This is a genomic window from Nocardia jinanensis (assembly GCF_014645735.1).
Taxonomy (GTDB): Bacteria; Actinomycetota; Actinomycetes; order Mycobacteriales; family Mycobacteriaceae; genus Nocardia; species Nocardia jinanensis.
This window is the reverse complement of record NZ_BMMH01000007.1, coordinates 259164-282926: the sequence shown is the minus strand read 5'-3', so window position 1 is coordinate 282926 and position 23763 is coordinate 259164. Positions and strand designations below refer to the sequence as shown.

Below are 23763 nucleotides of genomic sequence, written 5' to 3'. Positions count from 1 at the left end.
CGGTACCCGGTTCTGCGGCTCATGGTGTGACGATGGGGAACTGCGGGTCGGGGGCGTCCAGCAGCCCGATGAAGGTTTCGAGCAGGCTCTGGTCGCCGGTGATCGTCACACCGTCGAACCCGCTACCGCTCACCGCTTTCAACAGTTGTGCCTTGGTGAGGGTGAGGGTGAGGTCCGCGGGTCCGGTGGCGGGAGCTTCCGGTGTCGGGGCGCGATGGGTCAGCGCACCGTGGGACAGGGTGATGCGATGGACGGTGTTCTCGTCGGTCAGTTCCCAGTCCATGGTGAAATCGACCGCCGCGGCGCGCAGACCGTCGACCCGGACCGCGAGCGAGTCGATGATCATCTCCAGCGTCAGCGCGGTCATCATCTCGGGGCTCGCCGATTGGATCGGGGTGGGGGTCGGACCCTTGCGCAATTCCTGGGCACCGGTCAGGTAGAAGTTGCGCCAGGTTCCGTTCTCGGCACCGTGCCCGAGCCGCTCGTAGACCTGTGCCAGCGCCTCTTTCGCGCTGTCGTCGCCGGGCTCGGCGAATACGGCGTGGTTGAGCAGCGTCGCGGCGAACCGGAGGTCACCGGCGTCGGCGTATTCGCGGCCTTTCGCGACGAGCGCCTCGATCCCGCCGTAGTCGGCGACGTACCGCCGGGCGAGCTCGACCGGCGGATGCTCCCACAGATGCGCGGGATTACCGTCGTACCAGCCCATGTACCGCTGATAGATCGCTTTGACGTTGTGGCTCGTGGAGCCGTAGTAGCCGCGGTTGGCCCAGATCTTGTCGAGCGCGGGCGGAAATTCGAATCGTTCGGCGATCTCCGGCCCGGTGTATCCCTCGTTGGTCAGGCGCAGCGTCTGATCGTGCAGGTAGGCGTACATATCGCGCTGGTCCGCCAGCCACGCGATCCAGTTCTCCCGGCCCCAGGTGGGCCAGTGATGCGAGGCGAACGCCACCTCGGCCTTGTCACCGAACCGGGCGATGGCCTCGTCGAGATACCGGGCCCAGACCCGGGAGTCACGGACCACCGCGCCGCGCAGGGTCAGCACATTGTGCATATTGTGGGTCGCGTTCTCCGCCATGCAGAGGGCACGGTGATCGGGGAACAGGAAGTTCATCTCGGCCGGGGCCTCGGTGCCGGGGGTGAGCTGGAAGATCATCCGCACCCCGTCGATCTCCTCTTCCTGACCTGTATGCGTGATATCGACGGTGGGCGGGATCAGCGTGATGGTTCCGGTGGAGGTCGTCATACCCAGTCCGGCACCGATCTGGCCGTCGGGCGCCTTCGGGAGCACGGCCCCGTACATGAAGACGGCCCGGCGGTTCATGGCATTACCGGCGTAGACGTTCTCGCTCACCGCGTGTTCCAGGAATCCGGCGGGAGCCAGGATGGGCACCGGCGGATGGCCGACCGGTACCGCCGCCCGCGCCCCCGCGAAATGGTCGGCGTGCGAATGGGTGTAGATCATGCCGGTGACCGGCCGGTCACCGCGCTGCGCACGGTACAGGGCCAGGCCCGCGGTCGCGGTCTCCACCGACAGCAAGGGGTCGATCACGATGACACCTTCGCGCCCTTCGACCAGCGTCATATTCGACAGGTCCAGATTTCGTATCTGGTAGATGCCCTCGGTGACCTCGAACAGTCCCTGCTTGGTGCAGAGCTGGCCCTGTCGCCACAGGCTGGGGCTCGCGGTGGCCGGGCAGTCGCCGTCGAGGAACTCGTAGGCACCGATGTCGTAGACCACCCGGCCGTCGGCGGCCGTCACCACCGGCGGGTCGAGTTCGGCCATGAAACCGCGCGCCGCGTTGCCGAAGTCGGCGGTGTCGTCGAAGTCCAGCTGCTGCATGGTCATCGTTACCTCGCGATCTGTCGGCCCGGCTCTCGGTTTCCGGTGGGGGCGATTGTTCACCACCGCCGGTCGGCCGGTTACGCGCTGCACCGGCTGCCGTGTCGGCACACCGGCGTGGTCCACGCTAGGCACGGGCGCCCCACGCTGTATCACCTGCGGCGGGTGAACCCCCTGCCTGCCGCACTGCCCGCCGATCTCCGACCCGCGATCGCGCGGCTCATCCCCAGCGGGTGATGTCGGGAACGTGACCGCGCAGGAGACTGCACAGTATTCCGACCACTGCGACCTCCCGGAGGACCGCGATGACCGAACGAGCACCCAAGCCGTCACTGCTGTCCCGCGTCACCGTGAACCAGTGGCTGGCCCTCGCCCTGACCGTCGTCGCCGTGATCTTCATCGTCGAGAACCGCGACCATGTGGAGATCCGGTTCCTCCCGGTCACGGTGAGTTCGCCGATGTGGCTGATCCTGCTGATCATGTTCCTGATCGGTCTGGTGGCCGGTTTGCTCATCCGGCGGCGCAGCCGGCACTGACCGTCGCGGCGGACCGCGTGTTCCGGTCGGCGTAGAGCCGGGCGATCCGCCCGGTCACCGCTCGTCCTCTGATGGGTGATCGCGCCCCGGGTGTTCCGACCCCTCCCCCGCTGCCGCCGCGACGGTGGGATACACCGGGATACGCTGGGTGCCGGGTTGCGCTGCCTCGAGTTCGTCGCCGAACTGCCCGATGGAACGCGCGATCCGGAAGCCCACGCCGCGCCGTGCGAGGGTATCGCGCAGATCGACCAGCATGGTCGCGGCGGTCACATCGATAACGGGTGAGGTTTCGGCATCCAGCACGACCAGCCGGGTGTGTTCGGTGCACAGCTGCTGGATCCGGCGGCGGACGGTATCGGCGTTGACGAAGTACAGTCCCGATTCCACTCGCACCACCAGCAGGTCCGGGCGCGGGGTGAGATCGGGATGCCGCGCCACATCCAGCCACAGCGGACCCCGCGGGGCGAGTGCCGCGATATGCGGCTGTGAGGTCCGGTAGACCAGCAGGACCATGGCGATACCGATGCCGACGAGCAGACCGGGCAGGGTGCCGAAGAACAGTACGCCCAGCAGCGCGGCCACCGCCGCGATGAAATCGGCTCGCGCGGCGGTCCCGTAGATTCCGCCCAGCCATTCGGTCCACACCCGGTACAGCCGGCGCAGCGCCGCGATATCGACCAGTTCGACCACCGCCGCGATCACCACGGCGGCCAGGGTCGCCTCGGGCAGTTGTTCGAACAGACCGGTGAGGAACAGCAACGTGAGCACCGTGAGAACAGCCACCACCAACCCGCTCACCTGACTCTTCGCCCCGGCCGAACCGTTCACCGCGGTTTTCGACAGGCTGCCGTTGACCACCATGCCAGAAGCGAAACCCGACCCCAGGTTGGCGGCGCCCAGCCCGAACAGCTCCCGGTTGGGGTCCACCGTGTAACCGGCCTTCGCGGCGTAGGTCTTGGCGGCACCCAGCCCTTCGGCGAAGCCGATCAGCAGTACACCGACGGCAGGCCCGAGCAGGTCGAGGTAGTCGCGCAGCGCCACACCCGCGGGCAGACCGGGCACCGGCAGACCGGATTCGACAGGACCCACGATCGCGACGCCTTTGTCGTCGAGATCGAACAGGGCCACCACCAGGATTCCGGCCAGCACCGCGAGCAGCGAACCGGGGACCAGCGGCAGCCGGCGCTTCACACCGAGCACCAGCAGCAGGCTCAGCATCCCGATCAGCACTGGGCGCCATTCGGTCTCGCCCAGGTGGGTCAGTACACCCCAGGTCTGCTCGAAGAAGTCGCCTTCGTGTTTGCCGATACCGAGCAGCTTCGGGACCTGACCGATGATGATGACCAGGGCCAGCCCGACGATGAACCCCTTCAGCACCGGCTCGGAGATGAACGACGCGACGAACCCGAGCCGCAGCAGCCCGGCCAGCAGACCTGCCACCCCGGTGGCGACGGCCAGCGCGGTGGTGAGCGCGAGGTACCGGCCGCCGTCCGCACCGGCCAGCGGGGTGATCAACGCGGCGGACAGCGCCGCCGTCGCCGACATGGGTCCGACGACCAGCTGACGGGAACTTCCTGCCAGGGCGTACAAGACCAGTGCGGGCACCGCGGCATAGAGTCCGACCACGGGCGGCACACCGGCAATGGTCGCGTAGGCCAGCGCCTCCGGCACCAGAACCGCCCAGACGGTGATACCGGCGATCACATCCGGCCGGACCCATTTCCGCCGATAGCCGTGGAGAAACGGGAACAACGCGCCCAGCAGTGCCCGGGTCGTACCGGGCCACCCGGTTTCCGGTATCACCGCGCCCCGGCCGGTCACAGCCCACCGATCCCCTTGCCGAGGACCACGGCACCCATCAGCGACAGCACGATGGCCATCACCACGTGATTGTTGGCCTCCAGCCAGGCCCGGGCCCGATCGAGCGTGCCGCGCAATCGATCGGCCGCGACGGCGTAACCGACGACCACGCCCAGCACACTGGCCGCGGCGAGCACCGTGAAGACGACCACCGCCACCGTCTGTGCGCCGACCCCCAGCCCGCTCGCGCCCACCGCCACTCCCGCCGATGCGCACAGCAGCAGATTCTTCGGGTTCACGGCCGCGAGAGTCGCTCCCAGTAGTACAGCCTTACCCGCGGTGATCCGATCGATCCCCCGCATCCACCCGGGTTCCGCGGTATCGGCACGATGCCCCCACTGGGCGACCGCGACCGCCAGCAGAAGCAGACCCAGCCCGATCTTCATCCACGCCGCCGCGCCGCCCGGTTCGGAGTCCCCGGACAGACCGATCACACCGGCGAGCACGGCGAACACTACAGTCGCGAGCACGATGCCCGCGGTCCAGCCGCTGGCGAAACCACCCGCCGCCGCGGATGCGTTCTTCGACAGGATCATCAGAATGGCCGCCACGAGCGGGATCGGTGAGATCGAGACCCCGACCGCCAAGGGAAGCAGATCACCGATCACTGTGCCCATTCCGCCAGGTTAAGCCGCGAGCCGAGCGGACTTCGTCATACGCACCGGGTGAAACATATCCGCCGCGACGGCCTCCGGCCCGCGAAGGTGCTGAGCCCGCGAACGCGACTTCGTCCGGCGGCCCGGCGCGACGGCACCGGGCTCATACGATCGAGTACCCCGGTGGCAGCGTCACCGGGGTACTTCCGAGCGTCCGCCTCAGCTCTGCGGCCGCCAGGTGGCGATCGCCCAGATCACCACGATATTGAGGGCGATGATCAGAATCGACCACCACGGGTAATAGGGCAGCCACAGGAAATTCGCCAGGATGGACAGCGCGGCGATACCGATCGCCAGGCCGCGTCCCCACGAGGTGCCCGTCATCAGCCCGAAGGCACTGATGATCAGTACCGCGCCGAGCACGATATGGATCCAGCCCCAGGTGGTGACATCGAATGCGTAGACGTAGTCGACACCGACGACGAACAGTTCGTCCTCGGCCACCGCGGCGATACCTTCCAGTACCGACAGCACGCCGACGGTCAGCAACAGGATCGCGGCGGCGATGGAGGTGCCGGCAGCGACCCCCTGCCGACGCGGGGTGTGGCCGGACGTACCCGCCATCGGTTCCCGTGCGGTTGTCATCTCCACTCCTTCCGAGCGCAGGTGTGCGTCGACTCTCGCGTGTGGCACAAGGGGTACGCCTCACCCGTTCCGGGTGAACCCGGACAGCCGCGCCGGGGTCACGAGGCGGGCTCGGCGGTATCGGCCTCGTCGTCCGGTTCGGTGGGGGGCGCCCGGTCACTGATGAGCACATCCATCCAGCGAGTCGACGGGTCGATATCGAACAGCAGCGCCTTGGCGAGGAGGGTGAGCGGGATGGCCAGCAGCGCCCCGAGTGCCCCCAGCACCCAGGACCAGAAGACCAGGGACAGGAAGGTGACCGTGACACTGAGCCCGACCGCGTCGCCCACGAACTTCGGCTGGATCACCGACTGCACCACCACGTTGAACACGCAGTACAGCACGATCACCCACACCATCTTCGTCCACCCGCCGTCGAGGAGGGCCAGCAGCGCGGGCGGGATCAACCCGATCACGAATCCGATATTCGGGATGTAGTTGGTGATGAACGACAGCAGACCCCACAGGATCGGGAACGGTACCGCCATCACCCACAGTGCCGCACCGTCGAGCACTGCCACGATGAGCCCGAAAACCGTCGAGACGATCAGGTATTTGCGGGTGCCGGCGGCGAAGGTGCTCAGCGCGTGCGAGATATCGGGACGTATCCCCGCCACCACGTTCATCCGGCGTCCGATGGTCATCCCGTCGAATGCCATGAACAGCAGCAGGGCCAGCACGAACAGCAGATTCGAGAAAACACCGGCGAGTTCGCGCAACGCGGACTCGAGCACCTCGACCAGATTGCCGAAATCGAACCCGCTCAGCGCCTGCTCTATCCGATCCTGGTCCACGTGCAGTTGCTCGAGCAGGGAGCGGACCTGATCGAACAGCGAGGAGAACTGATCGGAATAGTCCGGCAGCGCGGTCGCCAACTGGGCGGCCGACAGCGCCATCGCGGCCACCAGGCCCAGCAGCACCAGGTACACCACCGCCAGCGCCGCGATCATGCCCACCCAGGCGGGACGGCCGCGGCGCTGGATCCGGGTCTGGATGGGCTGCGCGGCGATCGCGAACATCAGCGCCAGGAACACCGGACCGAGGACGCCGGAGAACGCCTTCGCTCCGGTGATGGCCACAACCGTGGCCGCCGCCACGAGCAGCACGATCAACCCGCGGGGGATCGCCCAGTGCATCGCCTCGGTCCGCTCTGGTTCCGGCCCGGCGTGCTCCGGCCCGGCGTGCTCCGGCCCGGGGCCGCCCGCACCGGAGGGCGGTCCGGTCACGACAAAGCCTTGGCCTTGAGCCGCTCGAATTCACTTTCGGTGATGGTGCCCTCGGCGAGCAGCCGCTTCGCGTCGGCGATCTGGGCCGCTGGATTGGTACCGGCCGTGTGCTGGATGTACTGCTTCTGCGCCGCTTCGGCCTGTTCGGCCTCGACAGCGGTGCGCTCGGTCATCCCCCGGCCGCGCACGATCAGGTACACCAGCGAGGCGAGCAGCGGCAGCACGATCAGCAACACCACCCAGATCGCCTTGATCCAGCCCGAGGTCTGCTTGTCCCGGAACAGGTCACCGATGATGTAGAAGAGCAACAGCAGATACGCGACGAACGCGAAACTGACGACAACCAGCCAGAGCGCTTCCCAGAAGGACATGGCCCACCTCGCTTGCCTCGGATACAGGGGTCCCCGGTGCCGGCGACCCAGCCCACGCTATGGCGCGCCCGAGGGTGACCGGTTCACCCGATCCGGATGATTTCGCCCGGATACGCCCTGGTAACAGGTTGGTTCACGACCCGCTGAGAGCCCTCGCGGCTCCGGTAGGCTGCGGCCGAGTGCGTGCTAGTGCTGTTTCGGACGACGTCTTCGGAGGCACCGTGACCACTTCGCCAACACTGGATCTGACAGGTCGCTCCGTTCCGCGATCCCGGGCCCGATCATCCATCCCGGTGTTTCCCTTCGCGCCCGTGTCCCGGCCCCGATTGCATTCGATGCTGGATGCGGTGGCCGACGGTGGTCACGGTGGTGTCCTGCTGATCTGCGGCGCGGTGGGGATCGGCAAAACCGTGGCCGTCGCGGAGTGGGCCGCACAGCAGTTGCCGCATACACATCACGACACCCGGGTCGCCTGGGTCACGATCCGCGAACAGACCTCACTGTGGCCGGAGCTGCGGTCGTGTCTGGGCAGTTCCGGGCCGGGCACCGGGCAGCCGGCCGCCGGCGTCGGGGAGGCCGAGGCGGTGATCGCCGCGCTCGCCGACGATTCCACGCCTACGGTGCTCGTCCTCGACGACGCCCATCTGATCACCGACCCGCTCGCCCTGGCCGGGCTCGAATACTTCCTGCAATACGCCCCGCCGACGGTGACCACCGTGTTGTGCGCGCGGTTCGATCCGCCGATCCGGTGGCATCTGCTGGAACTGAATTCCCGGCTCACTCGATGGACCGCCCCGGACCTCGCGTTATCGGCGGAGGAGGCCGCCGATCTCTGCGCGGAGCACGGCTGCGACCTCGACCCGCAATCGCTGCGGACCCTGATGTCGCTCACCGAGGGCTGGGCCGCGCTGATCCGGATCGCCGCCATCTACCTCGCCGCCCACGACGGTGACCACCGCGACGCCCTCACCGCACTCGCCCGGCCGCCGCACGCCTTCACCGATCTGCTGGTGGGCGAACTCATCGATACCCTCCCACCGGCGTTGCGCCAGTTCCTGACCTGCACGAGTATCCCGGAGGAGTTCACCGAGGAACTCGCCGACGCCATGGTCGGCGGCGGTTCGGCGCATCGGCTCTACGAACTCGACCGGATCAACTTCCCGATGACCTCGCAGACGCGGGGCGGCAGGGTCTGGCACACCTATCATCCGATGCTGCGCGCGTACTTCCTCGCCGAAGCGAACCGGCTCGGCGCGGACCTGTGCTCGGATCTGCGGCTGCGGGCCGCGCGGCAGCTGATGTCGGCCGGAGAGTTGCGGGCCGCGCTACCGCATCTGCTCACCGTCGCCGACCACCGGCCGCTGGCGGGTTTCCTGGCCGAGCACGCGCTGGCCCTGGTGTTCGCCGGCGACGGAGAGTCGCTGTTCGATTCGCTGGCCGAGACGGCGCCGGATGTACTGGCCGACCCGTATCTGCGGTTACTGCAGGTCACCGACGCGCTGCTACACGGGGACAGCGGTTCGGCGCAGGCCTACCGCGACAGTGCCCGGCTGCTCGCCGACGACGATCCGCTCTCGCTGGCGGGTCCGCACCGGCTCGAGGCGCTCACCACAGCTGTGGACGCGGAACTGGCGGTGGCCACGGGCAACGCCGTGGAGACCGGGGTGTTCCCGGACCGGATGCCGCCCGCCGACCGTCCGGACCTCGACGGCTATCTCGCGGTGACCACCGGCACGGCGCTGGCGTTGCGCGGTGAACTCGCGCGCGGCGAGGAACGATTACGGATCGCACTGACCCGCACCCGGTCCCGGTGCCATCCCCGGCTGCGGCTGATCGCGGTGACCCGTCTCGCGGTCACCGCCGGGCTGGCCGGATCGATCACGACCATGCGCCAGCGCGCCGAACGAGCCTGCGCCATCGCACGCGATCACGATCTGCTGGACCTACCGGAAACCGTGCACGCCACCGCGTTGGAGGCCTACGGAGCGTATCTCCAGGGCACCGAACCGCAGCCGGGGCACATCCGGATCCTGTGCGCCGAGCACATCCGCCGTGACGGAACGCCGGGCCCGGTGGCGGGCTGGCTCCCGCATGTGGTGGGCAGCCTGCTGGATTGTCACCATTCGGCCGACCGCGGCGCCGCCGCGGACCGGCTGCGGCGCAGTATCGGCCGGCTCCTCGACGCCGATCCGCCACCGGCGCTCAGCGGCGGCCTGCTCAGCGCCGCGGTGTGGGCGCTGCTGGGGGCGGGCGAAACCGTCACCGCGCAGCAGTTGGCCGAGCGCGCTCGTATCGTCCTGGGCCGCACCCCCGATACGGTGCTGTCCGGCGCGGCGCTCACCGCGGTCGCCGGTAACCACCACGGGGTGGTTCTACAGGTCGAACCGCTGCTGACCCCGACCCCCGGACTGCATCCGGTCACCCAGCTGACCAGCTGGCTGCTCTACGCCCGCGCCCACCACCAGCTGGGTAACGACTCCAAGACCCGCGAAGCAGTCGACAACGGTCTGTGCATCGCCGCCACACACCGGATCACCCGGCCGTTCTTCGACGTTCCGGGCACCATCGAACTGCTCGACTACTACGCGGGATGCTTCGGCCATCGCAGCGCGTTCGCCGATACGGTGCGCGCCGGGCACCATTCCCGCAGGCGGATCGACCATCCGGCGCTCACCGCGACCGAGCTGACGATCCTGCGCCAGCTGCCCTCCGGCCGCACCACTCAGCACATCGCCGACGATCTCGGGGTCTCCATCAATACCGTGAAGACCCATATGCGCGGGATCTACGCCAAACTCGGCACCAGCTCCCGGATGGAGACCCTGCAGGAGGCACGCCGCACCGGCCTGCTCTGAGGCGGGCCACTCACCCGGCGCGGACGATGCGCCGCGCCGCGCTACCGGCGCAGACTCGAATGATCCGCGACGGCCCCGCCGTCGGACGATCCGGACGAGGCAGGAGACGGCGATGCGATACCAGTTCACCATCGACGGCGAACTCTCCGAACGCGCACTGGCCGCCTTCCCGGAACTCAGCGGCGACCGTGGTCAGGGCACCACGGTGCTGTCCGGTCCGCTCACCGACCCCACCGGAGTCCGCGCGGTCCTGGCCCGGATCGACAATCTGGGGCTCACCGTGCTCGAGATGCGGCGGCTCCCGGACTGAGATCGCGAGGAGGACGCTGCCGTCCAGATCGCGCGCCGCAGTATCTGCCGCCGGCCGCGCCGCCGCAGTACATCGGCGACCTGGGTTGGAGGATTCCCGGGTCGTCGTGGCGCACACTGCCGGTTCCCTGGTAACCGGCCGGGCCGGGAAATCCGGATGCCGGGCCGGGCGGATCAGTATTGGGCCGCCCTGCCCACCCAGCGCGGATGGAGCTCACCGGCCGAATCGCGCGGGAAGGAGATCCGGTCCGGATCTCCGTCGGAGGTGAACCGCGTGCCGGGATTCACCGCGAGTTCGTCGAGCCAGTACGCGGAATCGAAGGGAACCCGCCCGAGGCCGGACCGGATCCGCGGCACCGCGCCCGGATCCACCGCACCGAACGGTGAGGGCGCGGGGTTCGCGCCGACCAGCATCACCGCCGCGAACCGGTAGGCGGTACCGCCCCAGGTGCCCGCGACGGCCAGCCCCGGATCCGCCGGTGAAGAGCCCAGGGGCAGTGCCATGGTGGTTACCGCGGTATCCGGCGCGGCGGCCCCGATCGCCTGAACGTTCTGAGCCAGCTCACGCTGCACTCCCCCGGCGTCCAGCGTTCCGAGGTCCTGATGGGTCGCGGTATGCGCGCCGATCTCGTAGCCGTGCCGGGCCAGCCACGGCAGTGCCCGCGGGTCGCCGCCGAACGGGTCGTCGGTGACATAGAAGGTCGCGCGGGCCGGGAAATCCGGATGCCGGGCCGCGAATTCCTCGAGGATGGCCACCGCGCAGTCCGGGGCGGGTGTGCCGTCGGCGGTGAAACGCAACTGGCTGGTGGTGGAGTCGTCGAAGGTGAGCACGACCGGATGAGTTCCCGCCGGGATATCCACGGCTCCGGCGGCGTACTGCGCGGCCGTGATCGGGCGATATCCCTCGCGATGGAGACGATCGAGTTCCGCACGGAACTCGGCGGGCGTCTGGTCGTACTCACCGCCCGGCTGCGCCGCGAGCTGGTGGTACATCAGGATCGGAACGCTACCGAGTTCATCGGCGCCGACGGCCGCGGGATCGGGCAGCGGCGGTGTGGTCGCCGGCGGCGGTGTGGGTGCGGCCGGTGGTGGCTGCGGTGGCGCCGCGTCGGGTGCTCCACCGCAGGCAGTGGCCGCGACGAGCACCAGCGCCGACACGACCGCCCGTACGAATACTTCCGGGAACCGCACCATCGCCCGAATGTTACGTGCCGACAACGATTTACGTTTCGACTCCGGGAAAGAGGTTGAGAACCGCGCGAACTGTCCATATTGACGGGACAGTGTTCGTGGGAGTTGATGCGTTGTGCTCATGCGGTTCCGGGCCGCCGATCGTAAACGGTTGGCAGCCTTGGCCTTTGGTGTCCTGTTGGCAATACTGCTGGTTTCGGCCGGGATCGGAGCCGGACGATCTCCGGCCCCCGCACTCCCCCTGACCGGTCTACCACCGGGCCCGGTGGGCGCCGCCGCTCTGCGGGATCTGGCCCTGCGAGTGGACGCCACCGGTCACGATCCGCACGCGGTGGAGCTCACCGTGGACGGTTCGGCGGTCACCGGCCGGGTGGACGGCGATACGGCGGTCTATCACCCCGAGGGGCTGCCGGACGGCGAGCACACCTTCACTGCGGAGATCCCGGCCGACGGGCCCCTGGGATGGTTGCGCGACGGACCCGCCGCCACGGCGACGTTCACCGTCGACACCACCGCACCGCGACTGGAGGTCACTCCACCGGAGGCCGCGTCCTCCTACCGCGACCCGGTCACGGTCCGGGGTCGAGCACCCGGCGCCGCGCATGTCTCGATCGGCGCGACGACGGTGACACCCGCGGCGGACGGCAGTTTCGAGACCGAACTGCCGCACCATCCGTCCGGCTCCGAGGTGGTCGCGGTCGACTCGGCGGGCAATGCGACCAGCCGGGCACTGGCCGCGGGCATCGATCTACCGCGGATGCGCGCGGTACACGTCACCGCGTACGCCTGGTCGGACGACGGTATGCGGGAATCTGTCCTGAACATGGCCAGGCAGGGCCGGATCGATACCGTCCAGCTCGATATCAAGGACGAGGACGGGGTCGTCGGCTACGACTCACAAGTCCCGCTGGCCCGCAGCACCGGCGCCGCCACGCCCATCTACCGGGCGCGCGACGCGCTGCGGCAGTTGCACGAGATGGGTGTGCAGGTGGTGGGCCGTATCGTGGCATTCCGCGACCCCACACTGGCGGGCTGGGCCTGGCACAACGGCCGGCCCGACTGGGTGGTCCAGAGCCCGGCCGGGCAGCCGTACTCCAGTCACTACGGCGCGATCGCGTTCACCAATTTCGCCCATCCCGAGGTGCGCGCCTACAACATCGCGCTCGCCGTCGAGGCCGGTGAGCTCGGCTTCGACGGAATCATGTACGACTATGTCCGCCGTCCCGACGGCAGCCTGTCGAGTATGAGATTCCCCGGCCTCACCGGACCGGCGACCGAGGCCGTCGCCGGGTTCCTGGGCCAGGCCCGGGAACCGGTGCGCGCGGCCGGTGCCCATCTCAGCGCGGCGGTATACGGTATCGCCGCCTCCCGGCCCGACCAGATCGCCCAGGACATTCCGCTCATCGCGCGACAGGTGGATTTCGTGGCGCCGATGATCTACCCCTCGCACTGGAACACCGGGGAGTACGGCGTCGCCGATCCGAACAACCAGCCCTACGACATCGTGGCGGCCGCACTGCGAGATTTCCGGACCGCGACCTTGGGCACGAACGCGAAGGTGATCCCCTGGCTCCAGGACTTCAGCCTCGGCGCGGCCTACGGAGATGCCCAGGTCAGAGCTCAGATCGACGCCACCTACCGAACCGGTATCGACAGTTTCTTCCTGTGGAACCCGGCGGTGAGCTACCACGAGGGGGCACTCGACCCGAAGTGATGCGATACCCCCGCCGTCGCTGCGGCCTCCGCGACCGCATATTGCGCACACCGTAACGTCGCGCACCCGCCGAGCGAACTCTTCGTTGACGCAATGGCCCGTCGGGGGGCCTGTCCGTCCATTTATCAGTAGTGGAATGGAGCTCGGGACATGGCTTTCCGAAGTGATTACCTGGTGCGCTGCCGCACCTACCTCGTGCAGCACCGGCTCGCCACGGCGATCGCCGCTCCGGCGACCCTCGGTGTGGTGGCGGCGGTGGCGGCAGCGTATTCGGTCACCTCACCGGCGCAGCAGGCCGATACCCAGCTCAGGGCATCGGTCACCGAATGCCACGATATGGTGACCATCTCGGTCGCGGGACGGGGCGACACACCGGCCCAGGGCACCACGAAACTGCTGGTCGACGCCAACGGCAATCCCCTGCCCGCGGCGCTGTCCGGGGACCACAGCAGCGAATGGGTCGACCCGGTGGTCAACGCACCCACCGACGATGTGGACCCCGGCTCGTACGCCGCGGTCTACATCGCCTATCCGGCCGATATGGCCACCTACGAGGACGCCGTCACCACCGGTGTGGCCAACACCCAGCAGGTGATGCGCGAGATCGCCCAGGCCTGCCCGGATACGCAGTTCGCGATCGTCGGGTACAGCGAGGGCGCCGATGTGGTCCGCCGGGTCGCCATGGAGATCGGCCACCAGGAACAACAGGACGGCGGCTACGCCATCGTCGACCCCGGCAAGGTCACCGGTGTGGTCATCCTCGCCGACTCCGGTCGCTCGGCGGGTGACGGGCCGTTCCCTGGCGCCCAGAATCCCAACGGCAACCCGGACAACTTCGACCAGCTCTACCAGAACGGCGGAACCCCGGTGCCCGGGCAGGGCGCGGTCGCCGGGACCAGCGGCGATTTCGGTGCGCTGAACGGCAAGATCGCCTCCTTCTGCTCCGACGGCGACCTCACCTGCGCGGCGCCGGAGAATATCGCCCTGCTGCAACTGGTGGTCAATGTGGCGCGGCAGATGAATGTCGACGCGCTCGAACGCGAGGGACTCAACCCCACCACCGGGCAGGATGTCGCGGTGGTTCTCAGCCGGGTCGCTCTGCTGGCGCTCGCCGATATCCAGTCGCAGCCGAACTGGATGGCCAGTGACGAAACCTTCCTCGAAGTGCTGTTGCGGGTATCGGACCCGGCCTACGAGCCCGGTAAGGCCACGACACCGGCCCCCACCACGGGCGATTCCATCTCGACCGATCAGATGTCACCGCTGGCCTATCTGCCGCAGAAGGTCCTCAACGAGATCGTCGGGTTGATCGTCACCAACCAGAACACGATCCCGGTGATCCTGTCCGACCCCTACAACCTCACGCTCGGCCCGAACGCCAGCGGTCACCACTTCGACTACTGGCGCGACGCGGACCCGGGTACCGGCAGAACACTGACCTCGGCCGAATACGCGGCGGCCTGGCTCACCCATCTGGCGAAGCAGGCACAGGCCGGCGAACCGGTGGACACGAAGGCGACCCCCACGCCGGAAGACCTCGACGACGCTTATCGCGCGGCGGCCGAGACCACGACCGAACCGACGAGCACACCGGCCACCCGTACGACCGCGGCTCCGACGACGAGCGGGCCTGCCCCGGTCACCACGGAACCCTCGACCGGTTCGCCGACCACGGTGCCGTCGACGACCGATACGACCACGACATCACCGGCCCCGGGGACCACCACGGAGCAGGCGACCACCCCAGAGCAGGCGGAGACCGGCACCGCCCCGGCCACCCCTGAGGCGACCACGGCGCCGGTGACCACGACCACCCGTCCCGTGCCCACTCAGGTCGCGGTGAACAGCACCTCGGAGGCACCTCATCCGAGCACCACCCCCGTGGAGACCACCACCCCCGCGGCACCGGCACGCTGATCCACGAACCGTATCCGCCGGCCGCCCGCGCGACCGGCGGATACGGCTCTTCGGGTGGTGTCACCCGGCGACGCGCCGGAGGTACGGACCGGTATCGGCGAGGATGGGCCCATGACGATTTCCTCGCACGATGTGGATCATCTGCGCCGCTGTGTCGAACTCGCGCGTGCGGCACTGACGGCCGGCGACCAGCCGTTCGGCTCGCTACTGGTCTCCGCGACCGGAGCGGTGCTGTTCGAAGACCGCAACCGGGTGGCCGGCGGTGATACCACCCGGCACCCGGAATTCGAGATCTGCCGCTGGGCGGTCGCCCACCTCAGCCCGGCCGACCGCGCCGCGGCGACGGTGTACACCTCGGGGGAACACTGCCCGATGTGTTCGGCGGCCCACGGCTGGGTCGGGCTCGGCCGCATCGTGTTCGCCACCTCGACCGGTCAGCTCACCGGATGGCTGCGCGAATGGGGCGCGCCGCCCGGGCCGGTGGCGGCCCTGCCGATCGAACAGGTCGTCCCCGGTGTGGTCGCCGAGGGCCCGGTTCGCGAGTTCGAACCGGAGATGCGCGCTCTCTATCAACGGTGTTTCGCTCCGGACGGGCACGCTCCCGCCTGAACTCCGGGCGGGGCTCACCGGCGCACGTCACTGCGTAACCAGGCGAGATGACGCCCCGAGATATCCGCGGTGGTGAGCAGATCGAATCCGGTCTCACCCGCCAGCCCGGCCGCGTGATCGATACCCGCCTCCGCCCAGGGAAACCAGTCCCCGGCCTCGGTGCGGGTTTCGAGCCGGATCTGCCGGACACAGATACCCGTTCCGGGGCAGGAGAATTCGACGACGGCCAGGCCACCCGGGCGGAGCAGTCCGCAGACGCGGCGCAGGATGCGATGCGGATCGCCCCCGATACCGATATTCCCGTCGGCGAGTAGTGCGTAGTGCCAGCGGCCGTCGCCGGGTAGCGGGCCGAAGATATCGCGGGCCACGGCCGGTGCGCCGCGATGGCGGGTGACCGCGATCGCGGTGGGTGAGATGTCGACACCGAGCGCGATGACACCTCGGCGGCACAATGCCTCCACCAGCCGTCCCGGCCCGCATCCCAGATCGACCGTCGGGCCGTCGCAGCAACCGACCAGGGCCGAGTCCACATGCCGGTCCGCGGCGGTGATCCGGGCACCGCCGAGCCAGCGGCGGGTCGGTAACCGGGTGCGGTCGCCGTCGGCGGACCGGATCCAGCAGTCGCGGCCGGTCAGGGCCGGATCGAACCGGCCGATCACCGCGCGACCCGCGGCGCGCCCAGAGCCGCTACTTCCGCGGCGAACCGCCCGGAGCAGTCGGCGGCGACCCGCAGGGCGTCGGCATAGTGGTCGACATCGGTGAAGGCCGGTAGGGCCGCGACCCGATATCCGTACGCGCGTAGGACTGCCCGGGTCCGATCGCCGGTGCGCGCGGTGGACATCGGCACCTCCGTGAGGAGGCGGGCGGCCCGCGGATCGGGCAGACCCAGCGCCCACCAGCCGCCGTCGGTGGCCGGCCCGAGCACCGCGTCGGCCCCCGCGGCCAGCGCCCGGGCCGCCTCGGTGAGCACCTGGGTACTCACCTGCGGGGTGTCCATCCCGATCTGCAACACGGGCAGACCCGCACGCGCGGTATCGGCGTGCGCGTTCGCCAGCCGTACCGCGAAACCCGGGCCGCGCTGCGCGATCACCTCGAATTCCGCCAGTTTCCCCGCTATCTCACTGCCGCGCTCGGCAGCGTCCAGGTCGCCGGTGAACGCGACCGCACGGTGGGCGACGGGACATGCGCCTGCCGCGTCGAGTGTGTCCAGCAGTGCGGCGGCCGCCAGCCGGGCCGCCTGCACCGGCGTCAGCGGCGGGGTCAGCCTGGTCTTGGCATACCCGGCGACCGGTGCCTTGGCAACCACCAGTAGCGCCACCGGCACCCGCTCGGCATCCGCTGGATCCGTGGTGTCCCCGCCATCGGCGGGCGAATCCCGGACTCGGCTCATCGCAGGACCGCCAGGAAATCGCGGGTGGCCCGCAGCGACCCCCGTGCCGACCCGGATACCTTCGATCGTCCACCGGCCCGCGCCCGATAACTGATATCGACCTCCCGGACGTCCCATCCCGCGGCGGCGGCGCGGACGAGCAACTCCAGGGGGTAGCCGAAACGATCGTGTAACCGGCCCAGCGATTCCAGCCGCCGCCGCGGCGCGACCCGCATCGCGCCGATATCGTGCACCGGTAGCCCGTAGCGGTGGCGCAGCCGGCGCGCGACGACACGATTGCCGAGCCGGGTGTGCCACGGCCAGATTCCGCCGCTCACCGGACGGCGACGGCCCACCGCGAGATCGGCGCCGGCGCGGATCTCGGCCACCAGCCGGGGCAGCTCCCCCGGATCCATCGATCCGTCGCCGTCCAGGACGGCGACGAGTTCGGTACGGGCCGCGGCGATACCGGCCTGCACCGCGGCCCCGTATCCGGGTCGCGGTTCGGTGACCACGCGGGCGCCGTATCCGGTCGCGACGGCGGCGGTATCGTCGGTCGACCCGTTGTCGACCACGATCGGCTGATATCCGGCCGGTAGCGCGGCCAGGACCGCCGGCAACGCTTCGGCTTCGTTCCGGCACGGGATCACCACGGTGACACCGGCCGGTTCACGGTGCTCTGTCGGCATGGGTGCAACGCTAAGCCCGAACCGTCGGAAAACCTGTGACAAAACCATGACGTCGTGTCCGAGTTACCTGGTGAATACGCTTTTGTCGGTACGGATCGGCCTAGGGTGGCCTCTGTGCCGGAGTCGATCGAGATCACCGCCCCCCGCAGCCGGGTCCGGGGCGAACTGCTCGGCGCCGCGGCCGCCGCACTTCTGGTGGCAGTGGCGTTCGCCGTTCCGCAACTGGCGAGCGAATCGTGGCGACGCAGTCTGTTCGCCGCCGCCGCCCCCGTTTTCGGCCACTGGTCGCCGCATATCGGCTGGGGCACCCTCCCCGCCCTTGCCCTCGCCGCGGCCGTGATCGTGCGGGGCCCGGCGCTCGCCGACCGGCTGCCCTGGCGCCGGCTGCTCACCGTCGGTTATCTCACCGCGGTGGCGTGGACTCTCACGCTGGCGTTGGTGGACGGGTGGCGGCGGGGGTTCACCGCGCGGCTCGCGGATGGTCACGAGTATCTCGCCGAAGTGCCCGGTGTCACCGATATCCCGGTGATGCTGCGCTCGTTCGCCGACCGGATCGTCGACGGGCAACCGGATTCCTGGACCACACATGTCTCGGGCCACCCGCCCGGCGCCCTGCTGTTCTTCGTCCTGCTCGACCGGATCGGCCTCGGGGGGCCCACCTGGGCGGGAATCGTCTGTGTGCTGGCCGGATGCAGTGCGCCGATCGCGGTCGCGGTCGCGTTGCGCGCCCTCGGCGCCGAGGAGCACGCGCGGACCGCACTGCCCTTCCTCGTGCTCGCCCCCGCGGCGATCTGGATCGCGGTCTCCGCCGACGCCTTCTTCGCCGGTGTCACCGCATGGGCGGTGGCGCTGCTCGCCCTTTCCGCACGCGCCGAGTCCGCTCGCGTCACCGGGAGCACACCGGGACCCGCGGTCGACCGGCCGCCGGTTCCGGGATCCGGGCCCGTCGCCACCCGGCAGGCCGCGGTGCCGGTCGCGTTCGCGGCAGGGATGCTGTTCGGCTTCGGGATCTACCTGAACTACGGCCTGATCCTGATGGGTGTTCTCGCCGTCGCCGTGCTGATCGGCGCCCGGACCGTACGCCCGCTGCTCCCCGCTGCACTGGGCGCGATGCTCGTGGTGGCCGGATTCGCCGCCGCCGGTTTCTGGTGGTTCGACGGCTATCACCTGGTGGTCGAGCGCTACTACCAGGGGATCGCCGCTACTCGCCCCGACGGGTACTGGTGGTGGGGCAATCTCGCCGCCACGATCTGCGCGGTCGGACTCGCGACCGCGGCGGCCCTGTCCCGGGCGCTGGCGCCGTCCCGGTTGCGTGCGCTCGACCCGGCCGCGCTGCTGGTCGCCGCCGCCGTATGCGCCGTCGCCGCCGCCGACCTCAGCGGGTTGAGCAAGGCGGAGACCGAACGGATCTGGTTGCCGTTCGATATGTGGCTGCTCGCGGCGACCGCATTCCTGCCGCGTGCACATATTCGCCCCTGGCTCACGATCCAGGCCGCCGGGGCCCTGCTCCTGGTCCATCTGCTGATGACGAATTGGTGAGGTATCCATGTGCATACTCGTGGCAGACGATCCCGTGGTCCGGGACGCGGTGCACCACGCCCGGCACCGCATCGAAACCGTCCGGGGGCGCGGCGACGCCTGGGGGCCGTCCGTGATCACCGCGGAGCGCGCCGATGCCCGATGACCTGCTGGAGATCATCGGCTACACCCTGGCCTGTTCACTGCCGGTAGTGGTGGTGGGCGCCTCGGTCCTGTGGGCGCTGCGCAACCGTTCGCTCGCCGTGAGCGCGGCGGTACTGGTCCTCGTTCCGATCCTGGCGACCCTGGCCGGGATCACCGGGGTGAGCGGATGGATGCTCACCACCGAGTTCCGGCGTACATCCGTCGTCCTGCTGCTGGTCACCGCCGTTACGGTGCCGGCCGCCGCCCTCTTGGGCCGGGAGCGGTCCCGTAAGACGTTGCGGGAGAGATGGGTTCGCGAGCAGGAACGCGCCGCCGACCGGTCCCGCCGGGAACTCGTGGCCTGGGTGAGTCACGATCTGCGCACCCCGCTCGCCGGGATCCGGGCGATGACCGAGGCACTCGGCGCCGGCGTGGTGGCCGACCCGGCCGATCTCGCCCGGTACGCCGAGCGGATCGGCCGGGAGACCGGGCGGCTGTCCCGGATGGTCGACGACCTCTTCGAGATGTCCGAGATCTCGGCGGGCGCGCGGCCCGGTTTCGAATCGCCCGACCTGCGCGAACTCATCGACGAGAGCTACGCCGGCCCTCACGCCGAGATCGGATCCACCGCACGCCGGTCCGCCGCGCCGCTGCCCCTCACCGCCCGATGATCAGGCGTTGAGCCGGGTCCTGGCCAATCTGGTGTCCAATGCCATCGCGCATACGCCACCGGGTGGCGAGGTGGTGATCACCGCCGGGCAGAGTGGCCAACAGGTCCGGACGCGGGTCGACGACTCCGGACCCCGGACGACGGCCACCTATCTGTCCCATCTCCTCGAAGCGACCTACCGGAGCACGGCCGCCCGCCCACCAGTGGCGGACAACAGTGTCCTGACCGGGAGAGGTATGGGCCCGGCCATCGCCGCCGGTCTGATGCAGGCACACCGGGGGGCGATCACGGCGACCGACCGGGGGGCCGGCTGCCGCTTCGAGATCCGGCTACCGGCCGATTCCGGATAGCGACCGTGGGCTCATCCGATCGTGGCGCCGGCCGCTGTCGGGCGCAGGGGCGCGGACGCGAATTCCACGAGGCCGTCGGCGGGTGCGATCCGCGCGGTGAACCCGAGCACCTGCCGGGCCCGCGCCGGGTCGGCGACGATATGGCGCACATCCCCGGCTCGCACGGCACCGGTGATCACCGGGTCCGGACCGCCGTGCGCGGCGGCCAGAGTCCGGGCGACCGCACCGATGGTGACCGGATGTCCCGAACAGATGTTCAACGGCACGAATCCGGGCAACGCGGCCTCGATCGCGGCGATGTTCGCCGCGGCGATATCGGTGACATGCACGAAATCCCGGGCCTGACGACCGTCTTCGTAGACCTGCGGCGGCCGGCCCGCCGCCAGGGCCGACCGGAAAATAGCCGCCACCCCGGAATACGGCGTATCCCTGGGCATTCCGGGGCCGTAGACATTGTGGTAGCGCAGCGCGGTGACCGCGCCGCCGGTCGCGGCGGCCCAGGCGGTGGCGTAGTTCTCCTGCGCCACCTTGCTCGCCGCGTACAGGCTCCGCGGCCGGGACGGCGTGTCCTCGGGGACCGGCGCCCAGGCGAGATCCGCATCGTTGTACCGGTGTTCGAACCGGCCGGCGGCCAGATCCTCGCCGCGGCGGCCCGTGATCGCGACGATCCCGTCCGGGCCCCGGTAGAGCCCTTCGCCGTACACCACCATCGACGACGCCAGGACCAGGCGGGCGCATCCGGCCCGCTCCATCGCGGCCAGCAGTACCGCGGTGCCGTAATCGTTGTGCCCGGCGTAGGCGGGGGCGTCCTGGGTGTCGACGCCGGCACCCACCACGGCGGCCTGATGACACACCACGTCGACACCGCGTAGCAGCGGGTCGAGCCCGCCGGCCGCGCGAATATCCACCTGCCGTACCCCCTCCGGTGGTTCCGCGCCGGGGCCGTGCGCCGCGGGCAGCATCAGATCGACCGCCACCACCTCGTGACCGCCCGCCCGCAGCCCGGCGCGGATATGGGAACCGATGAACCCGGCTGCGCCGGTCAGCAGTACTCGCATACCCCTGATCCTGCCCGCCGGAAGGCGCCGCGCCGGGCAGCCGGACGCCGATGTCACGATTTCGTCGTTTCCGGCCGGCACGACACTCCCGGGACCGAAGCCGCAGTTCGACGAGCCGCACTTGACCTGAACCTATGTGAAGGTTTCAGACTGATCGAGGTCACCGCTTGTCGAAACCCGAGGAGATTCATCGTGCAGGCTGTAGAGGTCAAGGAATTCGGCGGACCGGACGTTCTGGAGCCCCGTGAAGTACCGGTCCCGGAACCGGAGGCCGGACAGGTTCTGGTGCAGGTCGCCGCGGCGGATGTGATGTTCCTCGATACCCGGCTGCGGTCGGGATGGGGCACCGACTTCTTCGCCGTACAACCGCCGTACGTAGCCGGCGGCGCGATCGGCGGGATCGTCGCGGCCGTGGGACCGGGTGTCGATCCCGCACTTCTGGGCATTCGGGTCACAGCGCGGACCGTGGCCAGCGGCGTCGGCCGCGGGCTGCCCATCGGCGGATATGCCGAACAGGCCCTCGCCGATGCGGATCAGTTGAACCGGATACCGGACGGGGTCACGGTCGAACAGGCGACCGCCGTGGTGCACGACGGCCACACCGCATTCGCCGCGTTCGAACGCGCCGGGATCCGTCCCGGGCAACAGGTTCTGATCACTGCCGCCGCCGGCGGACTCGGAACCCTGCTCACCCAATTGGCCCACCGAGCCGGGGCCCAAGTGATCGCGGCCGCCCGCGGCGACGCGAAACTCGCCCTCACCCGGCGGCTGGGCGCCCGGGTTGCCGTGGACTACTCCGAAACCGGCTGGACCGAACAGGTACTGGCCGCGACAGAGGGCCGGGGACCCGATGTGGTCTTCGACGGCGCCGGCGGCGAACCGGGCGACGCCGCCCTGCGGATCACGCCCGCAGATGCGCTCTTCATCGGATACGGCGCGGCCGCGGGCGAATTCGCCGGCGCGGCCGCCGACGAAGCGCGAGAACGCGGTGTGCGGGTACTCGGCCTCTATGACCTGAGCATAGGAAACGACAGCCGCGCCCGCTATGCCGCGCAGATCCTCGAACTGCTCGCCACCGAGGAACTCGAGGTGGTCATCGGGCAGACCTTCCCGCTGGCCGACGCCGCCGCCGCCCACGCGGCCATCGAGGACCGCACCGCGCTCGGCCGGACCCTGCTGCGGGTCTGATACCCGTCGCCGGATACGGGCGAGCTGACAGGTGGACGCGGCGGTGCCGGATCGCCGAACCCGAAATGTCCACCGCCGAGAACGTCACCGCGCCACCTGGACACGTTTGTCCTGTCACTCACTCCTCGGGTGTGGTCGGGCCGTTCCTCGGCGGCCGCCGAACGGCCCGGCTCACCCAGGCCGAGAATTCGTCCACCTGTACCCAAGGCAGGGCCACGGCTTCCGAACGCGGCCTTTCGAAACTGCGCAGTGCCGCGGCCACGATCGGCTCGAACCGTTCCTCGGCAGCCGCGATCGCCCGTCCGGCTTCCCGTTTGGTCACCCATCGACCGGTCCGGCAGAACAATACGGCCCGACAGCCGTTGAGCACCCTGTTGTCCGTGAGATGTCCCGCCCCGGCAGCATGCTCGTCGACCGACGCCGCGACCGCCGTGAGCAGATCGGGCCGTCGCGGTGCGGCAAGGACATCCCGCACCGGGCGTCCGAACAGCGGCAACCCGCTCTGACGGGCGACCGCGCGATCGATCACATACCAGAACGCCGGGGCCCCGGCAGAGTCGAAATCCGCGACCGCGGGCAGCAGCGGGCCGGTGTTCAGGTTCAGCAGATACCCCGGCTCCGGGGTTGCCGAGGCGGCGAATTCCGCGTCGTAGACCACCAATTCCAACCCGGCGGCGGGACACGGAAAAGCCGGATGAGCCAGTGCTGCGGCGAGGTCGTGCAGCGCCTTCTCCGGTGTGTCCGGGGCGACGATCACCGTCACATCGATATCGCTACGCCCGGGCCGGTAGTCACCGAGCGCCAGCGACCCCACCGCGAACACACTGAGCAGCTGGTTTCCGTGGACGGTTCGGGCTCGCCGGACCAGCTCCGCCAGATAGGGCCGAACCGCGGCCGGTATCACGGGCGCGGACACCTCCGGCTCACCGCCTGTCACCGAGGGAGGTGTCCGGCGCTCCGGAACAGCCGCCGGCCGTTGAGATGATCGGTCATGCCGCACAGGCTAAACCCATTGTCCGCTGTGGTTTCCCCGCACCACCCGAGCGGGGATATCCGATTGACGCAGTCG

23 protein-coding genes are annotated in these 23763 nt (G+C 69.5%); 11 read left to right on the top strand and 12 right to left on the bottom strand.

What is annotated here, in order from left to right:
• Positions 1–19: 19 nt before the first annotated feature.
• Entirely contained in the window at positions 20–1840 is a 1821-nt protein-coding gene (locus tag IEY68_RS18790; RefSeq protein ID WP_058853790.1) for an alkyl/aryl-sulfatase, read from the bottom strand.
• Positions 1841–2145: 305 nt separating this feature from the next.
• Here IEY68_RS18790 and IEY68_RS18785 point away from each other — a divergent pair, with 305 nt between their 5' ends.
• On the top strand, positions 2146–2376 hold the full coding sequence (locus IEY68_RS18785) for a lipopolysaccharide assembly protein LapA domain-containing protein (RefSeq protein WP_058853665.1): 231 nt from the start codon (positions 2146–2148) through the stop codon (positions 2374–2376).
• Positions 2377–2430: 54 nt separating this feature from the next.
• Here the strand turns inward: IEY68_RS18785 and IEY68_RS18780 are convergent, their stop codons facing one another.
• The 5 genes from IEY68_RS18780 to IEY68_RS18760 form a co-directional block, all read right to left on the bottom strand.
• On the bottom strand, positions 2431–4128 hold the full coding sequence (locus IEY68_RS18780) for a SulP family inorganic anion transporter (RefSeq protein ID WP_058853789.1): 1698 nt from the start codon (positions 4126–4128) through the stop codon (positions 2431–2433).
• 65 nt (positions 4129–4193) lie between these two features.
• Positions 4194–4853: a GAP family protein gene (locus IEY68_RS18775; protein ID WP_062998634.1), complete on the bottom strand. Its 660-nt coding sequence runs from the start codon at positions 4851–4853 to the stop codon at positions 4194–4196.
• A gap of 198 nt (positions 4854–5051) precedes the next feature.
• The gene (locus IEY68_RS18770; RefSeq protein WP_058853788.1) at positions 5052–5477 is read right to left on the bottom strand and encodes a DUF7144 family membrane protein; all 426 of its coding nucleotides are present in this window, start codon (positions 5475–5477) and stop codon (positions 5052–5054) included.
• Between the two features lie 98 nt (positions 5478–5575).
• Positions 5576–6652, bottom strand: coding sequence for an AI-2E family transporter (locus tag IEY68_RS18765; RefSeq protein ID WP_062998668.1), 1077 nt, complete (start codon positions 6650–6652; stop codon positions 5576–5578).
• A gap of 86 nt (positions 6653–6738) precedes the next feature.
• Entirely contained in the window at positions 6739–7113 is a 375-nt protein-coding gene (locus tag IEY68_RS18760) for an SHOCT domain-containing protein (RefSeq protein ID WP_058853664.1), read from the bottom strand.
• Positions 7114–7424: 311 nt separating this feature from the next.
• Between IEY68_RS18760 and IEY68_RS18755 the strand changes: the two genes are divergently transcribed.
• Together IEY68_RS18755 and IEY68_RS18750 are read left to right on the top strand one after the other, a co-directional pair.
• On the top strand, positions 7425–9968 hold the full coding sequence (locus IEY68_RS18755; RefSeq protein WP_189094364.1) for a winged helix-turn-helix domain-containing protein: 2544 nt from the start codon (positions 7425–7427) through the stop codon (positions 9966–9968).
• A 112-nt stretch (positions 9969–10080) separates the two neighbouring features.
• Positions 10081–10278: a DUF8691 family protein gene (locus tag IEY68_RS18750; RefSeq protein ID WP_058853662.1), complete on the top strand. Its 198-nt coding sequence runs from the start codon at positions 10081–10083 to the stop codon at positions 10276–10278.
• 173 nt (positions 10279–10451) lie between these two features.
• Here IEY68_RS18750 and IEY68_RS18745 read toward each other — a convergent pair whose 3' ends face one another.
• Positions 10452–11471: a polysaccharide deacetylase family protein gene (locus IEY68_RS18745; protein WP_058853661.1), complete on the bottom strand. Its 1020-nt coding sequence runs from the start codon at positions 11469–11471 to the stop codon at positions 10452–10454.
• A 175-nt stretch (positions 11472–11646) separates the two neighbouring features.
• Between IEY68_RS18745 and IEY68_RS18740 the strand changes: the two genes are divergently transcribed.
• The 3 genes from IEY68_RS18740 to IEY68_RS18730 all read left to right on the top strand — a co-directional run bounded on the left by IEY68_RS18740 (position 11647) and on the right by IEY68_RS18730 (position 15708).
• Positions 11647–13182, top strand: coding sequence for a putative glycoside hydrolase (locus IEY68_RS18740; RefSeq protein ID WP_229718858.1), 1536 nt, complete (start codon positions 11647–11649; stop codon positions 13180–13182).
• A gap of 150 nt (positions 13183–13332) precedes the next feature.
• Positions 13333–15099: a cutinase family protein gene (locus IEY68_RS18735; protein ID WP_058853659.1), complete on the top strand. Its 1767-nt coding sequence runs from the start codon at positions 13333–13335 to the stop codon at positions 15097–15099.
• 111 nt (positions 15100–15210) lie between these two features.
• The gene (locus IEY68_RS18730) at positions 15211–15708 is read left to right on the top strand and encodes a nucleoside deaminase (protein WP_058853787.1); all 498 of its coding nucleotides are present in this window, start codon (positions 15211–15213) and stop codon (positions 15706–15708) included.
• A gap of 14 nt (positions 15709–15722) precedes the next feature.
• On the opposite strand, the gene IEY68_RS18725 is transcribed toward IEY68_RS18730, so the two are convergent.
• Genes IEY68_RS18725 through IEY68_RS18715 form a run of 3 tightly spaced genes read right to left on the bottom strand, consistent with a single transcriptional unit; the run spans position 15723 to position 17766 of the window.
• Positions 15723–16367: a class I SAM-dependent methyltransferase gene (locus IEY68_RS18725; protein WP_058853658.1), complete on the bottom strand. Its 645-nt coding sequence runs from the start codon at positions 16365–16367 to the stop codon at positions 15723–15725.
• On the bottom strand, positions 16364–17098 hold the full coding sequence (locus tag IEY68_RS18720; RefSeq protein WP_082681167.1) for a TIGR04282 family arsenosugar biosynthesis glycosyltransferase: 735 nt from the start codon (positions 17096–17098) through the stop codon (positions 16364–16366). Before IEY68_RS18720 ends, IEY68_RS18725 begins: the two co-directional genes overlap by 4 nt.
• Entirely contained in the window at positions 17095–17766 is a 672-nt protein-coding gene (locus IEY68_RS18715) for a glycosyltransferase family 2 protein (RefSeq protein WP_058853657.1), read from the bottom strand. The genes IEY68_RS18720 and IEY68_RS18715 overlap by 4 nt, the downstream gene beginning before the upstream one ends.
• 114 nt (positions 17767–17880) lie before the next feature.
• On the opposite strand from IEY68_RS18715, the gene IEY68_RS18710 reads away from it, so the two are divergent.
• Genes IEY68_RS18710 through IEY68_RS36935 form a run of 4 tightly spaced genes read left to right on the top strand, consistent with a single transcriptional unit; the run spans position 17881 to position 20448 of the window.
• A complete protein-coding gene (locus IEY68_RS18710; protein WP_082681166.1) occupies positions 17881–19305 on the top strand; it encodes a hypothetical protein in 1425 nt (474 codons plus the stop codon).
• A gap of 19 nt (positions 19306–19324) precedes the next feature.
• Positions 19325–19450, top strand: a complete 126-nt coding sequence (locus IEY68_RS36805; protein ID WP_267886554.1) for a hypothetical protein — start codon at positions 19325–19327, stop codon at positions 19448–19450.
• Positions 19440–20099 (top strand): histidine kinase dimerization/phospho-acceptor domain-containing protein, encoded by a 660-nt coding sequence (locus IEY68_RS18705; RefSeq protein WP_308434979.1) that lies wholly within the window; start codon positions 19440–19442, stop codon positions 20097–20099. Before IEY68_RS36805 ends, IEY68_RS18705 begins: the two co-directional genes overlap by 11 nt.
• Positions 20100–20106: 7 nt before the next feature.
• Positions 20107–20448: a sensor histidine kinase gene (locus tag IEY68_RS36935; protein ID WP_308434978.1), complete on the top strand. Its 342-nt coding sequence runs from the start codon at positions 20107–20109 to the stop codon at positions 20446–20448.
• Between the two features lie 11 nt (positions 20449–20459).
• On the opposite strand, the gene IEY68_RS18700 is transcribed toward IEY68_RS36935, so the two are convergent.
• The gene (locus tag IEY68_RS18700) at positions 20460–21506 is read right to left on the bottom strand and encodes an NAD-dependent epimerase/dehydratase family protein (protein ID WP_373292986.1); all 1047 of its coding nucleotides are present in this window, start codon (positions 21504–21506) and stop codon (positions 20460–20462) included.
• 192 nt (positions 21507–21698) lie between these two features.
• On the opposite strand from IEY68_RS18700, the gene IEY68_RS18695 reads away from it, so the two are divergent.
• Positions 21699–22694 (top strand): zinc-binding dehydrogenase, encoded by a 996-nt coding sequence (locus tag IEY68_RS18695; RefSeq protein WP_058853655.1) that lies wholly within the window; start codon positions 21699–21701, stop codon positions 22692–22694.
• Positions 22695–22812: 118 nt separating this feature from the next.
• Here the strand turns inward: IEY68_RS18695 and IEY68_RS18690 are convergent, their stop codons facing one another.
• A complete protein-coding gene (locus IEY68_RS18690; RefSeq protein ID WP_058853784.1) occupies positions 22813–23610 on the bottom strand; it encodes a nucleotidyltransferase domain-containing protein in 798 nt (265 codons plus the stop codon).
• Positions 23611–23763 lie beyond the last annotated feature (153 nt).

Bases quoted from the DNA above. Each gene is read 5' to 3' on its own strand.
- IEY68_RS18790 (WP_058853790.1), bottom strand. From the start codon at position 1,840: ATGCAGCAGCTGGACTTCGACGACACCGCCGACTTCGGCAACGCGGCG.
- IEY68_RS18785 (WP_058853665.1), top strand. From the start codon at position 2,146: ATGACCGAACGAGCACCCAAGCCGTCACTGCTGTCCCGCGTCACCGTG.
- IEY68_RS18775 (WP_062998634.1), bottom strand. From the start codon at position 4,853: ATGGGCACAGTGATCGGTGATCTGCTTCCCTTGGCGGTCGGGGTCTCG.
- IEY68_RS18770 (WP_058853788.1), bottom strand. From the start codon at position 5,477: ATGACAACCGCACGGGAACCGATGGCGGGTACGTCCGGCCACACCCCG.
- IEY68_RS18765 (WP_062998668.1), bottom strand. From the start codon at position 6,652: ATGCACTGGGCGATCCCCCGCGGGTTGATCGTGCTGCTCGTGGCGGCG.
- IEY68_RS18760 (WP_058853664.1), bottom strand. From the start codon at position 7,113: ATGTCCTTCTGGGAAGCGCTCTGGCTGGTTGTCGTCAGTTTCGCGTTC.
- IEY68_RS18750 (WP_058853662.1), top strand. From the start codon at position 10,081: ATGCGATACCAGTTCACCATCGACGGCGAACTCTCCGAACGCGCACTG.
- IEY68_RS18745 (WP_058853661.1), bottom strand. From the start codon at position 11,471: ATGGTGCGGTTCCCGGAAGTATTCGTACGGGCGGTCGTGTCGGCGCTG.
- IEY68_RS18735 (WP_058853659.1), top strand. From the start codon at position 13,333: ATGGCTTTCCGAAGTGATTACCTGGTGCGCTGCCGCACCTACCTCGTG.
- IEY68_RS18730 (WP_058853787.1), top strand. From the start codon at position 15,211: ATGACGATTTCCTCGCACGATGTGGATCATCTGCGCCGCTGTGTCGAA.
- IEY68_RS18720 (WP_082681167.1), bottom strand. From the start codon at position 17,098: ATGAGCCGAGTCCGGGATTCGCCCGCCGATGGCGGGGACACCACGGAT.
- IEY68_RS18715 (WP_058853657.1), bottom strand. From the start codon at position 17,766: ATGCCGACAGAGCACCGTGAACCGGCCGGTGTCACCGTGGTGATCCCG.
- IEY68_RS18705 (WP_308434979.1), top strand. From the start codon at position 19,440: ATGCCCGATGACCTGCTGGAGATCATCGGCTACACCCTGGCCTGTTCA.
- IEY68_RS18700 (WP_373292986.1), bottom strand. From the start codon at position 21,506: ATGCGAGTACTGCTGACCGGCGCAGCCGGGTTCATCGGTTCCCATATC.